This window comes from Verrucomicrobiia bacterium, assembly GCA_036405135.1.
In the GTDB taxonomy this organism is placed as follows: Bacteria; Verrucomicrobiota; Verrucomicrobiia; order Limisphaerales; family JAEYXS01; genus JAEYXS01.
Window position 1 is genome coordinate 51,111 of record DASWYF010000011.1, and the last position, 13,252, is coordinate 64,362.

Consider the following 13,252-nt stretch of genomic DNA (forward strand, 5'->3'; position numbering starts at 1 on the left):
AGACTGATTGAGCATTGCTGCGACTCGGCGAGTCGCGCTCCTAGAACAGCACTGTGCGTCGTTTGGGCATCTCAGCGCCGTCTACGACTTTGCAGCGGACCACATTCAGGGCACGGCCGGTCTTTTCTTGAAAACGCGCGCGCATGGTTTTCATGAATTCATCTGTGTGTGACCAGGAGACAAGGTTCACAGTCATGGTGCCCCAATGGCCACCCGTTGCACGTGCGCCCATGCAGGTAGGAATGTCTCGCGCGAGTTCCATGAGCAGATTCTGATCGGGCGTGGTGGTTTGGTAGAAATCACGCGCGCTCTCATGGCTCTGATTGAGATAGAAGCCAAGCTGGCCCAGGTCATCCTCACGTAAGGCACGATCGGTAAAGGCCACGCGCGTGTTCTCACCCACCACATGATAGGCGCAGGCATGTTCACGCTCAGTGAGCAGCGCTTTGTTTCGTGAGAGGTAACGCGGCTCGATGGAACGAAGTGACTTCGCGTGCAGTTTCTTGGCAGCGGATTCGCATGACTCGCGCAGTTCCTTCACATCGCCGCGTTTAGCATCGGATGGACCCGCATCACAAAGGATAACGCAGAATTCGCCGATCAACGGCAATGCCTCGGTGGTCGCGTGCAGGAGATCGACCTGCATGGCGTGAAATTCGCGGCCTTGCAGAGCAGTCAACGCACCGATCAGCACATCATCCGCTTCTGGTGCAAATGTAGCAACGGCAGCCTGGCACATGCGTGCAGCGTAAAGGCGTTCTTTGGCAGCGAGCGGCGGGAGTTCACCGGCGCGATCGCGTTGCGGTGGGCGTGCACTGCCGCCTTCTGTCAAACGATAGGGATAGAGCGCACGAACCATCAACGCAGTGGAAACCGCGAGTCCCGCATTCACACCGAGGTCGAGTCCCGGAGGAAACGCAGCATGAAAAGCCGCTGTGAAACCGCCGAAGTGGACGTTGCGTTTCCGCAGTTGGGCCAGCACGCCTTTTAACGGATTAGCCCAAGGCGTATCAGGATTAGGAGCGAAATCGCTGATCCAAAATTTCTCACGCTTCTCTGGACAAGCGGAGGAAACAACCTCTACACGGCCGTCCGTACGAGGAGATGCGGCGATCGAGCAATACTGGTCCACCGCAAGGGAAAGGACCATGCCGCGATTGAAGACATCTCCGTTACCCAGCAGTTCTACATGGCCAGGGACATTGATGACTCGCGGCGGAGTGTATCCGAAAGCGCGCTTGAAGACCGTTTTGACATCGAACGGGCGGCGCATGGCGACACCGTTATTTGACGAGCTTGTCGAGCCGGGCGGCGAGCTCGAAATCTTTCGCCGTCAATCCGCCGCTGGAATGCGTGGTGAGACGAAGACTGACCTTGTCCCACTGGATTTCGATATCCGGATGGTGATCGGCAGCGTCAGCCACCTTGGCCACGGCATTCACGAACTTGATGGACGCTTTGAAATCCTTGTTCGCGAAAGTCCTGCGGATGGCGGGACCATCCCGTTGCCAAGAAGGAACCTTCACCAGCGCTTCTTTGATCTGGTCAGCCGTGAGTTTTGCCATGGCGAAAAATTGACACAAACCTGCTGGGAGGTCACTTAAGAAAACGCCTGATCAGGGAGCAGGCCGTTCCAGCATGATAAATCCGCTGTTCGTATTTGCGTAAGGCAGGAACAATTCCGTCACGGGGAATTTTCCCGTGATGTTCGTCAGCACGGTGGGGGTGAACGCCGTGCCGGTAAACTTCCTGGCGGTGTAGGTCGTGCCGGCCGCACCTTCCCAGCTCAGGCGCAGCAAGTTCGCGTTCCACGGAGAAACATTGATGGCAAAAGCCTCATCATTCACGGTAGGATCAGTTCCGCGAACCTGTTCACGGGCGTTCTGCCAGCCATCGCCATCCGTGTCATCCTTGGCCCTTTGAGCCAGGTTGCCGAAGTGCGTCATCTCCCAGCCATCATCCAGGCCATCAGCATCACTGTCAGTGATGGGAATGCCGTTGATGATGAGTTCCGCATAGGTCAGCAGGCCTGTGTCTTCACTGATTTCATCCGTGATCTGAAGCGTCCAATTCCCCTTGGATGGCTCATAAAAGTTCTGCACTGTCCGATATGTCCACTCCACCGGCCCGATACTGGAAGAATTGTTCACCGCCTGCAAAACACTGATGGTGCCAGAAGGGGATGTGAGCGTGATGCGCAAATCAGACCGGCGCAACCGCACAGTTTGGTTCAGGTCATCCATCATGAGTTTGATGGCCACATGTTCGCAGACCAATTGATCAGGCACAGTGAAGGTCAGCGTTCCCTGCTCAACCTGCAACAAAGCCGTCGCTGACGGATTGTTGAAAAGATAGTTAGTCAAAGCCAAACCTGGCTCACGATTGATATAAACTGCCGGTATCGGCGAAGTAAACTCCACATCTGCGTAAACTTGTTCCACCACATTTGAATCACTGAAAATAACGGCGAATTTCGCACCAGCCGCAGCAGCACGGTTTATTTTACTATTAAAGGTCAACGCCGGATTAGCAGAATCGCGGCCAGGACCACGTTGAATCAATGCGATTTTTCCCTGAACATCCTCAGTGACAACATTAGTTGCGTAACCGACATAAACTATCGGCAAGGCTGTCATCGGTTTATCCACCCGGGGACCATCATCAGTGGGATATGCTTGTATAGAGGCAATCTCAACCGGCACATTTGGCCCCAGTATATTCAGCCGCGTAGCCGTCTCAGGAATGGCCACTCCACCGATGTAGGGAGGACGCGTCACGGTGGTGCGTGGCGGCTGGTTTGACCATGATTGGGCAAGTTTCACCGCCACACCCGCATCCACAATGCCAAAGCCTACATTATCGCTCGTGGTGAAGCCTGCGCCATTCGTCTGAATGGCGGGGTCAGCGAAGTTGATGTGCCGCGCAGACTGCACCAGGATGTGCTGAACATCGCGAACTTTAAGCTCTGGATTGGCGGAAAGCATCAACGCCACGATGCCGCTCACTTGCGGAGTGGCGGCAGAAGTTCCGGAAAAACCGGCACTGCCGAAGGCATAATTGTTCTGATCGGCAGTGAATGAAAACTGGTTATACCCTTTGGTCCCGGTGAGATCGGTAGTCATCAGCTTCAGGTCCGTATCTCCACCGGGAGCACTCACCAGAATGCTCGCTCCACGGCTGCCATAGCTGGCTGCCCGCCCATCAAGACGGACCGCTCCCACGGCGATCGCATCCGGCGAGGAAGCGTAGGCATCATCGTTCACGTTGCCATTTGAAAGGCGATGATTTCCCGCCGCACGCACCATCACCACACCCTTGCCATCACGCCCGGCGGTGGTCGCATCACTAAGGGCCAGGGCTTCAACAAATGACGGTTCAATCAGCAAGTTGGCCAACCCGCCCCAGCTATGATTCTGGACATACACCTGATCGGGGACGTAGTTGAACATCGCCGCTAGCTGGCCATCGTCCGCGATGGCACCGCTGCCATTGAAGATGACCCAACTCGCGAGCTTTGCCAAAGGTGCGGCACCTGCCACACCGAGGCTGTTATCCGTATCCGCTGAGATCAAACCGGCGACCGCTGTGCCATGAAAATTTAAGTTCAGATTCATGGGATCGCCGTTATTCGTATCCACATGAAAGTTCCGGTGTGGTGCCCCGGAGGTGCGCCCGGCCAGATCGGGATGTGCCGTCTCCACGCCTTCATCCACCACAGATATCGTTACCCCGGCACCTTTGGCCAGTGGCCAGGCAGCACGGATGTTGATATCCGCTCCACCGGAGTCGCCTTCAGCATCGCGATTCTCCAGATGCCATTGATTCGGCATGAAGGTATCGTTCGAGCGGGCGGCGTAAGGGCCATGCAAGGCCATCGGACGACGGAAGACGGGTGCTGCTACCTCCACCTCCGGCAGAGTGGCCAGACGGGCGGCTTCACGGGCAGCGGTCCAGGCATCCGCAGCTTCCAGCACTAAAGTGCGATCATCTATCTGGCGAACCCGTACCAAGGAGCTCTTCGTCAGGACTTCGTTGATCTTCCCAGCCTGACGGACGCGCAGGACCACACCCTTGGTCACTTCAATGCGATAGGCGGGATTATCCTCCGGATACACTTCCAAAGTAGCCGCGGCCGGCCCTTGCAGTCCCATCGGTGTGGCGTCGCTCACATAACGGGTCTCGCGAGGCTCGCGGAATTGCCAGTTCTCCGCTGCTTGGGCAACGGTCAGCAAACTGCTGGTGAACAGCAACGTGACGAGGCGGTTTATCGGCCTCCAACCTTTACGACTTTTCATTTACGCTAGTTACAACGCCCCATTTTGTGTGCGCAAAAATTTGGGCAGGCAGGACCGTAACCTGTCCCCACGCATTCTGCCAGCGGTATTTCAGAGCGGTTAATCCCCGCATAAGCGGACCTTTTACCCCGCAAAAAAAATTACCACCTCTGTTTGTCCGACAAATAAAGCTGATACGGGAACCAGTCGGCATATGCATGCTTCAGCGGGAAGCCGTCCGGCAGCTCCCCCTTTATCACCGTGTTCAAGCCAAACTCCGACCAAGGTTCCGCCTGTTTACCCGACATCTCCGTCAACAACTTGCGATCCAGGGAGATAGACGTGAGATACAGCGCGTTCAGGGGCTTAGCTTGATTGATCGCCGTGAACTCTTCAGTGAAATCCCGCGGAATCAGCAAACCCGTCCGCTGCCCATACCAAGCCACGGCCGCCGGCATGTCGCTCACCATCCATTCATCCTGCTTCAACCATGCCGACGCCTGCTGGATCACCGGCGGATGAAACGGCGGGTACACCCATGCGCTGTAACGCGGCGTGAGCAGATTCAACAGCAGCGGCAGACTAAAGATGAAGATGAACCCGCCCGTGATGACACCGCGGCCGGGATCGAAGACCGGCTTCAACTGGTCCGCCAGCACATTGAACATCCCCGCGCCAAACATCACGATGAGCGGCACAAGCACCATCAGCAAATTCTCTCCATTCACCTCCGGAGAAACACTGCTCGCATTCGTACGAGCCAAGGCCTGCACTGCAATCAATGTGACCACACTCAAAACCACCCATAACCGCAGTTTCACCAAGGCCGGCCGCGTGAAAGGCAGCAACAAACTTGCAAGGAAGAACGCGCTCAACCAGGTGCCGCCCAAGCGTGGCAGATCGGTCACGATCACCTTCTCCACGTTACCAGTCAGTTTTTCCCAGTGTGCTTCCACACCGTACTTGCCCAAGTCAGCCGCCACACTCACGTCGTCCGGTTTCAAGGCGCGTTCCAGCTCGTCTCCCGGAAAAAATGATGAAGACGCATACACCGCATAGCTCGCCGTGCCAAAAGGCTTGCCGCAGACAGCCATATTTCGCTGCACCCAAGGTGCCAGCACACCGGCGAACCCGATCAACAACGCGATCATCAACACCGCCCGCCTCTGCTCAAACGCATGGAACACATACACCATCGCGGGTAATATCAGAAGCACCAGACCATACAGTGTCAACCCCGCCAGCCCCAGCACGGCACCGCCGAGGAGCAGCAGGAAAAATGTTTTCCACAACGGCCATTGGCCTTCCCGTGTTCCCAGTTCCGCCTTCGTGATAAACCACACCGCGATCAATACCAGCAACGCCGCCAGCATGTTCGGCAAACCCGATTGTGAAAACTTCCACAAGAGATCCGTAGCGCCCAGCACCAAGACAGAAAACCACGCAACCTGCTCATCGAACAATCTTTTCGCCACACGAAAGAGCACGAGTAACAGCACCAATAACAATATCTGGTTCAGATACGCGATCTGTTGGTCCGGCTGGAAACGATTGAACTCCCCATCCTGGCTGATCTCGTAATTCCATCGCCCCACCTTCATCCACTGCGCGAGCAGCCACGGATACGCCGGGGCATTGGCCAGATCGGGTTGTGGCAGTGTGACCGCGAGCTTCTCGCTTTTCTGATGCTCTTGCAGCACGAAGAGATCGAGCGGTCGCACTACATCCGTCACGAAGCCTTTGCCCTGCGCGATATTCCGTGCGAGCTGCGCCTGCTCCATGCCCTCTTGCGTGCCGAGATTTTGGAACTCACGCACATTGTAGAGCAGCATCATCGCCACGAACGCCAGCACACCCAGCACCGCCTTGAGCACCTTCGCGCCACCACCTTCTTCCATGCTATGAATCCAGTTTTGTAATTTTACGACCATGAGTAAGTCCTGATGTTAAAATTTAAATACCTCACCCAGTTTTTTGCATTCATATCTCGCGTTATCGAGGCTCAGAATCATAGCCACGGGTTTTAACCCGTGGTATACCGCCTTGCTCTTCCTTCTCCCCTCGGAGGGGACAAGGATTGAGGATGAGGGGTGTCCATTCCTCATTCTCGATTTCACGCCGCAAAATCTTCTCCTCATCTTAGTATCCCTCCAAATGATACTGGTTCAGCTTCCGATGCAGCGTCCTCCGGCTGATGCCCAATTTCTTCGCCGCCTCGCTGCGATTTCCATCCGCTTCCTTCAACGCGCGCAAGATCGCCTCCTTCTCCGCCTCCTTCACTGAGAGTTTTCCCTCAACTGGCATCGTTCGCGTGTTTGTCTGTCCGGCTGCCCCCCGGATCGTCGCTGGCAAATCTTTTAATGAGATCGCCTCGCTCCGACACAAAACCACCGCATGTTCCAACGCTGTGCGCAGCTCACGCACATTCCCCGGCCACTGGTAATGTGTCAGCGCCTCCAACGCATCCGGCTTGATTTCGGCCACCCGCTTCTCGTTCTCCTTCGCGAACTCCCGCAGAAACGCATTCGCCAGCAACGGCACATCCGCCAGGCGCTCGCGCAAGGGAGGCAGCGTGATGGGCACTACCGTCAGGCGGAAATAAAGGTCCTCGCGGAACTTGCCTTCCTTCACCATCTGGTAAAGATCACGATTCGTCGCCGCCACCAGCCGCACATCCGCCGTCTGCGTCTTGTTGGAACCCACGCGCTCGAAGGTGCGCTCACCGAGAAAACGCAGCAGCTTCACCTGGATCGTGGCATCGATCTCCCCGATCTCATCCAGGAACAACGTGCCACCCTGCGCTTGCTCGAACCGTCCGATGCGCCGCTCATGTGCGCCCGTGAACGCGCCTTTCTCATGACCGAACAATTCGCTCTCCAAAAGATTCGTCGGCAACGCCGCGCAATGCACCGTGACCAAGGGGCCGCGCGCCCGTGTGCTGAGCTGATGGATCGCCTTCGCGATGAGTTCCTTGCCTGTACCGCTCTCGCCCAAGATGAGCACCGTTGCCTTCGACGGCGCCACTTGCCGCACCGTCTCAAGGATCTCCTTCATCACCGGCGCTTCACCGATGATATGCTCCAGCTTGTATTTGTGATCCAGTTGCTGCCGCAGCGAGATATTCTCCGCTTCCAAGTTTTGTTGTCGCAAAGCCCGGGCGATGCGCATCTCCAGCTCATCGATCTGCATGCGCCCCTTCGCGATGTAATCATCTGCCCCGCGCTTCATCGCCTCCACTGCGACTTCCTCCGAACCATACGCCGTCATCAGGATGCACACCGGCGGCTTGGGCAAAGACTTCGCCCGCGCGATTAGCTTCATCCCATCCTCCTGTGGCAGGCGCAGATCTGTCAGCAACACATCGAAATGCTCTTCTTCCAATAACCGCATCGCCGCACTGGCATCCTCCGCCACATACACATCGAAACGATCCTCCAACGCGGCGCGCAACCCCTCACGCGTCGGCTTCTCATCATCCACAATTAAAACAGTCGCTTTCACCATACTATCGCCTTCGTCCTCGATTTCATTTCACCTTACCCACAACTTCTCTTCCCTCTGAAAACTTGAAACTCTTTGAGCATTTTTTCATCCCTTCGTCATTCGGATTTAGTCATTCGTCATTTCCCCGCCCTCCCGCCCCCAACAACAACGGCTCCGGCTCATGCAACGGCAACCACACCCGGAACATTGTCCCTTCACCCAGGTGACTCTCCAATTCGATCCGCCCGCCATGCTCCCGCACGATCCGCTGCACAATCATCAATCCCAAACCCGTCCCCTTCTCCTTAGTCGTGAAGAACGGTTCAAAAATCTTGTTCACCTTGTCGGATGGGATGCCCATGCCGTTATCCCCCACACTCACCCATACACCATCTTTCGTGCGACCCGTCTGTAAGATGAGTGTGCCTCCACGCGTCATCGCCTGCATCGCATTCTTGATCAGATTCACCAGCACCTGCTTGATCTGCGCGGCATCGATCGGTGCTTGCGGCAACGGCTTCAACAATTCCTGCTCCACTTGGATACCGCGATTCTCCAGTTCCGGCCCCAGCAGGTCCAGTGTTGCCGTCACCACTTCATTCAGTGAATCCGGCTTGATCTTCGGCTCCGTTGGCCGGATCGCCTGCAGGAATTGAGTGATGATATAATCCAGCCGCGCGATCTCACCCTTCGCCACACCCACGAATGTCTCCAACCGTTCCACATTATCGCTCAGATCAAATGTGTCATCCTTCGCCGCGCGCCTGCGCAGCAACCCCTTCGGCTTTGTCTGCTTCGCGTGACCATCCTTCATCTTACGCAACTCCCGCTCGATGAGCTGCATGTGGATATGCAGTGCGTTCAGCGGATTCCCGATCTCATGCGCCACGCTTGCCGCCAGTAACGTCAACGCCTGCACCCTCTCGCTCTCGATCGCTTCAAACGTCTGCTGCCGCGCCTCCGTGGCATCATGCAGGATCAGCGCCATGCCTGAACTGCCCGTCTTTTCCCCATCCAGCGGCGCCACATACATGCGCACAAAACGCGCATGCGGATACCGCACCTCGAACTCATGCCGCATCACCTTCGGCCCGCCTGCATTATCCCCTTTGGCGATTAACGACCAATCCACCTGCGGCAAAATCCGGCTGATCGGCTGCCCTTCCGTCGTATCCGGCAACAAGCCGAGCAAACGCGTCGCTGCATCATTGAAATACAGAATCTGTCCGCTCTCATCCACCACCAGCACACCGTCCTCGATCGCATTGAACAACGTCTCCAAGAAACTTTGTTCCCGCGCCAATCGTTCAACGACCGTCTGCAAGCCCTGCGCGTCCAGTCGCCCGAGACGCCCGAGGACCTTGTCAAGAAAGTTGGAATTAGAACCTGCCATTAACGCAATTCCTCAAAACCACTTCTTCCGCTTGAAATACACATACGTCGCGATGGTCGAGATGATCGTGATGATGAACGCCATCAAGTATCCGTGCGACCAATGCAACTCCGCCATCCCGTCGAAGTTCATCCCATACCACGTCCCGATCATCATCATCGGCGTCGTGATCAGCGTGATCATCGTCAGCAGCTTCACCACCTCACCGGTCTGGTTGGACGACATGTTCAGATACACCTGCAAGATGCCCGTGAGCGTATCCGTATAGCTCTGCGCCAGTTCCGAGATGTGATACAGCCCGTCATACACATCCCGGTAGTAAGGCACCAAGTGCGCCCGGATCAGCTTGAACTCTCCGCGCGCGAACCGCGAAAGCACCTCGCGCTGCGGTCCGATGATCTGTCGCAGATGAAACACTTCCTTTTTGATGTGGATGATCTTGTTCAACACCTTCTGGCTCGGATGCTGCAACACCTCATCCTCCAATTCCGCGATCTCCAGGGACAGCTCATCGAGTGCCGGCTTGTAATTCTCCACGATCGCATCCAGCAACGTATGCGCCACCCGGTCCGGCGCGCGCGCGATATGCACCGTGCTCTTCACACAGCGGTCCACCGTGTTCTGGATGCTCTTGAGCGGCTGTTCGTGGAAGGTCACCAGATAATTCTTCCCGAGGAAGAAATTCAGCTCCGTGGTATCGAACACCCCGTCCTTCCGGCTGTAATCCACCGCGTGGATCACCATGAACAGATAGGGTGAGAACTGATCCCCCTCCTTTGGCGAATACTCATCCACCTTCGGTGAGGAACTGACCATGATGCAGTCCTCCACCGATAGCGGATGGAAGTGAAAAATATCCTCCAGCACCAGCTTGCTCTCCTCCGCCGTGGCGTTCTCCAGATCCACCCACAAGAACAGATTGGTATCCGCCAACAGCGTGGGCATGAGGAACATCTCGATGTCCTTGCTATGCAGGCGGCCTTGTGTTGTGAAGACCAATGAGCGAATCATATAAATTCCCTTCTCTCAACAAGTTACACCGGAGAGTGTGCCATTTTGTCCCACAGGATACTCCTTAAAACAGCACACGCAAGCCTGTAACCTTTTGTCCCAGTTACATTGCGGTGACGCGGTTCTCTCCTCCTCGTTCTCGTCCTCGTCGTCGTCCTCGATTCTTCTCCCTGCACTTTCTCCTGCGTCTCTTCCATACTAACCTCCTATCTCTATTTTTCTGCGGGAAGTATAACAGAGGGGGGTAGGACATTGGCTGTCCATGTGAATAACTTTTTCAAACAATCTGCGAATGCACTGCCACAAAGCATTTCGGGGAGCATTTCCCCACCTTCTCCGTCCAACAACACATGAAGCCGGTCTTCATCCTCCTACTGTTCGCCACCGTTCTCGCTCAGGCTGATTTCTTTTCACCCTTTGCAGATTCCAAGCCCGGAGTAACGGTCACAGACTCAGGTCGGTTCATCAAAGCCGCCAGCAAAAACGCCACCACCACGGATTGGTTCATCCGTTGCCGCACTTGCACCGGCATGCAGGACATTCCCGCCAAAATCCCGCCAAACTTGCTTGGCTCAATCCAAACCAACATCCCCGTCAAAATCACCGTCACCATCCATGAGACCGAAGACTTGAAGACCAAAACGAGATCCCGGGTTCTGGAAGTGAAGAAGATTGAAGCCAAATGAGAAACAGAAACCAAACACCATGAAGAAGACCTTCCTATTTATCTATTTGTTCACGGTCTCACTCTTCGCCGCTCCACCTTTTCCTCCCACCCCCGCCCAACTCGTCTCCAACGCCCCCATCATCGCTATCGTTACCATCACCAACCTGACCACGGAAAACTTCTCCATCCGCACCAACCAAGTCACCCAACAAAAAGCCGATCTCATCGTGGAACAAGTGCTTAAAGGCTCCCTCACCGAACCCGCCCGCCTCCGCTTCTATGTTTTGGGCAATATCCATTTCGAATCCAGACCGCCCATGCTCTTCGAAGGCCGCTGCATCGCCTTCCTCACCCGCGATGGAGATTTTTACACTCGCTCAGACGACTGGCATTCCCTCATCCCCATTCGAAACGATCAGGTAGATTGGTATCCCAAACCAGAACCACTCCCCACCGCCCTCACCACCCTCAAAAAACTGATCGCGAGCCCATGACCACCCCTTGGAGCGCGGGTTATCCTCAACCCGCAGCAACTCTCATAAGCAAATCCAATCCCTATTCGTTTGCCCCCATTCGGTTGACCACCTCAACCATTCTTCATTTCCCAAATTCGATGTTCAGAGTTCGATGTTCGATGTTCGATGTTTACTCAACCGGCCCGTAAATCGTACTTCCAAAATCGTAAATCACCCCCCAAAGACCGCCTTCCCATGCCCATCCTCCGTCGCATAAAACGGCCGTCCCTCGATATCATACGCCGTCTTCGGGCTGATCCCCATCGCCGTGAAGATCGTCGCGTGCAGATCCATGATGCTCACCGGATCTTTCACCGCCACGAATGGCCGTTCCGTCGCCGTCGCGCCATGGATATGCCCCTTCTTCATCCCGCCACCGAACAGCACTACCGATGACCCGCCCGTGAAATGCCGGTGCTGCCCGTAATGCTTCATCTCCGTGATCGTATCCACCTTGAACCCCGCCTGATCATTCGCGTTCGAGCCCGGCTTGCCCTCCATGATCATGTCGCGACTGAACTCACTCGCCACCACGATGAGCGTGCGATTTAGCAACCCACGCTCCTCCAAATCGCGCACCAGTTGTGCGATCGGCGCATCAATCGCTTCCTTCATCGCCACCAAGCGTGAGTAACCATTCTCATGCGTATCCCAATTGAAGAACGGGATATACTCCGTGGACACCTCGATAAACCGCGCGCCCGCTTCCGTCAACCGCCGCGCCAGCAAACAGCCCAAGCCAAACTTCCCGATCGTCCCCGCCTCATAAGTCCCCGCAAAGCGATCCCGTGCCGCATCAAACCGCACACCCGGTTCATAGCCCGGATAATATTTCCGGATGCTCTCGATCGGCTCCTGCGTGATGTCGAATGCCTTCGCCGCTGGTGAACTCAACAACCGATGCGCATTATCCATCGAGCGCAGCATCGACGCCTGCTGATAATCGCTCAGGTAATCACGCTTCGGATTCTTGTCGATGAGCTTGCGGTAAAGGCTGTAGCGATTATCGAACCGTCCCGGCTCCATCCCCTTCGGCGGCCGCACCGATTGCACCGCATCTTCCGGGAATGGGATCACCATCGGCCCGAACTCCGTGCCGAAGAAACCCGCCGTGGTGAACGCCTTCAATTCCTCCTGCTCACCCACTCCCTCCAGCCGTTGCCCGATGTTGATGAACGCCGGCATCACCGGATTACGCGGCCCCAGCACCTTGGACATCCACGCCCCGATATGCGGACAAGCCACCGTCTGCGGCGGCACATACCCCGTGTGCCAATGATACTGATGCCGCGAATGCAAAATGCTCCCCAGATCCGGCTGAATGTGCGAGCGGATAAGCGTCGCGCGATCCATCACCTTCGCGATGTTTTCCAGCCCCTGCGTGATCTTCAGCCCATCCACCACCGTATCGATAGCCGGGAACGTGCTCTCCACCTTCGCCACTGGCGTGCCGGGTTCGAAAGGCACATAACGCTTCGGATCAAACGTATCCGGCGCCGCCATACCGCCCCCCATCCACAGCAGGATGCACGTATCCGCCGTAGCTTTCGGATGGGTGATCTTATCCGCACCGAACACCGACACCTCACCCGTCATCATCGCCGCCAAGCCCGCCGCGCTAAGTTTCTTGAGAAACTCACGCCGCGCCTGCGACTCCGGCAACGTTGGATCAATCTGCGATTTCATGGCTAGGTATTCAGAAAAAACTCTTCCCACACAAACTGACGATGAACATCAAACTTCCAGAACGACAAAACGCTCTCCACCCTCGCCCCTGTAAAGACTGGAGAGATGGTGGACAGGTGTGCGGGGACATGGTGGACACATTTTGAGTTGGCCAGTGCATCAGGTTTTAGGAACTGGTTGGGTTTGATTTTCACGCAGGTCCAGTTCCTTGATGACCTGCATT

The 13,252-nt window shown here is 55.9% G+C and carries 11 protein-coding genes; 2 read left to right on the forward strand and 9 right to left on the reverse strand.

Annotated features, from left to right (window positions below):
- Window positions 1-40: 40 nt before the first annotated feature.
- From VGH19_05270 to corA, 7 genes are all read right to left on the reverse strand, one after another.
- A complete protein-coding gene (locus VGH19_05270; GenBank protein ID HEY1170762.1) occupies window positions 41-1,273 on the reverse strand; it encodes a galactokinase family protein in 1,233 nt (410 codons plus the stop codon).
- Between the two features lie 10 nt (window positions 1,274-1,283).
- Window positions 1,284-1,565 carry a 4a-hydroxytetrahydrobiopterin dehydratase gene (locus tag VGH19_05275; protein HEY1170763.1) on the reverse strand — a complete coding sequence of 94 codons (282 nt, stop codon included), beginning with the start codon at window positions 1,563-1,565 and terminating at the stop codon, window positions 1,284-1,286.
- Between the two features lie 51 nt (window positions 1,566-1,616).
- A complete protein-coding gene (locus VGH19_05280; protein ID HEY1170764.1) occupies window positions 1,617-4,295 on the reverse strand; it encodes a S8 family serine peptidase in 2,679 nt (892 codons plus the stop codon).
- A 140-nt stretch (window positions 4,296-4,435) separates the two neighbouring features.
- Complete coding sequence (locus VGH19_05285) at window positions 4,436-6,205, reverse strand: glycosyltransferase family 39 protein (protein HEY1170765.1); 1,770 nt, start codon at window positions 6,203-6,205, stop codon at window positions 4,436-4,438.
- 208 nt (window positions 6,206-6,413) lie between these two features.
- Window positions 6,414-7,778 (reverse strand): sigma-54 dependent transcriptional regulator, encoded by a 1,365-nt coding sequence (locus tag VGH19_05290; protein HEY1170766.1) that lies wholly within the window; start codon window positions 7,776-7,778, stop codon window positions 6,414-6,416.
- Window positions 7,779-7,887: 109 nt separating this feature from the next.
- Window positions 7,888-9,150, reverse strand: coding sequence for an ATP-binding protein (locus VGH19_05295; protein HEY1170767.1), 1,263 nt, complete (start codon window positions 9,148-9,150; stop codon window positions 7,888-7,890).
- Window positions 9,151-9,162: 12 nt separating this feature from the next.
- Entirely contained in the window at window positions 9,163-10,161 is a 999-nt protein-coding gene (gene corA / locus VGH19_05300; protein ID HEY1170768.1) for a magnesium/cobalt transporter CorA, read from the reverse strand.
- A gap of 350 nt (window positions 10,162-10,511) precedes the next feature.
- Between corA and VGH19_05305 the strand changes: the two genes are divergently transcribed.
- Window positions 10,512-10,847: a hypothetical protein gene (locus VGH19_05305; protein ID HEY1170769.1), complete on the forward strand. Its 336-nt coding sequence runs from the start codon at window positions 10,512-10,514 to the stop codon at window positions 10,845-10,847.
- 19 nt (window positions 10,848-10,866) lie between these two features.
- Window positions 10,867-11,322, forward strand: a complete 456-nt coding sequence (locus VGH19_05310) for a hypothetical protein (GenBank protein HEY1170770.1) — start codon at window positions 10,867-10,869, stop codon at window positions 11,320-11,322.
- Window positions 11,323-11,514: 192 nt separating this feature from the next.
- Here the strand turns inward: VGH19_05310 and VGH19_05315 are convergent, their stop codons facing one another.
- Both VGH19_05315 and VGH19_05320 read right to left on the reverse strand, forming a co-directional pair.
- Window positions 11,515-13,029: a DUF1501 domain-containing protein gene (locus tag VGH19_05315; protein ID HEY1170771.1), complete on the reverse strand. Its 1,515-nt coding sequence runs from the start codon at window positions 13,027-13,029 to the stop codon at window positions 11,515-11,517.
- Window positions 13,030-13,031: 2 nt separating this feature from the next.
- On the reverse strand, window positions 13,032-13,252 hold a 221-nt coding region (locus VGH19_05320; GenBank protein ID HEY1170772.1), incomplete at its 5' end, for a hypothetical protein.

Bases quoted from the DNA above. Each gene is read 5' to 3' on its own strand.
- VGH19_05270 (HEY1170762.1), bottom strand. From the start codon at position 1,273: ATGCGCCGCCCGTTCGATGTCAAAACGGTCTTCAAGCGCGCTTTCGGA.
- VGH19_05275 (HEY1170763.1), bottom strand. From the start codon at position 1,565: ATGGCAAAACTCACGGCTGACCAGATCAAAGAAGCGCTGGTGAAGGTT.
- VGH19_05280 (HEY1170764.1), bottom strand. From the start codon at position 4,295: ATGAAAAGTCGTAAAGGTTGGAGGCCGATAAACCGCCTCGTCACGTTG.
- VGH19_05285 (HEY1170765.1), bottom strand. From the start codon at position 6,205: ATGGTCGTAAAATTACAAAACTGGATTCATAGCATGGAAGAAGGTGGT.
- VGH19_05290 (HEY1170766.1), bottom strand. From the start codon at position 7,778: ATGGTGAAAGCGACTGTTTTAATTGTGGATGATGAGAAGCCGACGCGT.
- VGH19_05295 (HEY1170767.1), bottom strand. From the start codon at position 9,150: ATGGCAGGTTCTAATTCCAACTTTCTTGACAAGGTCCTCGGGCGTCTC.
- corA (HEY1170768.1), bottom strand. From the start codon at position 10,161: ATGATTCGCTCATTGGTCTTCACAACACAAGGCCGCCTGCATAGCAAG.
- VGH19_05305 (HEY1170769.1), top strand. From the start codon at position 10,512: ATGAAGCCGGTCTTCATCCTCCTACTGTTCGCCACCGTTCTCGCTCAG.
- VGH19_05310 (HEY1170770.1), top strand. From the start codon at position 10,867: ATGAAGAAGACCTTCCTATTTATCTATTTGTTCACGGTCTCACTCTTC.
- VGH19_05315 (HEY1170771.1), bottom strand. From the start codon at position 13,029: ATGAAATCGCAGATTGATCCAACGTTGCCGGAGTCGCAGGCGCGGCGT.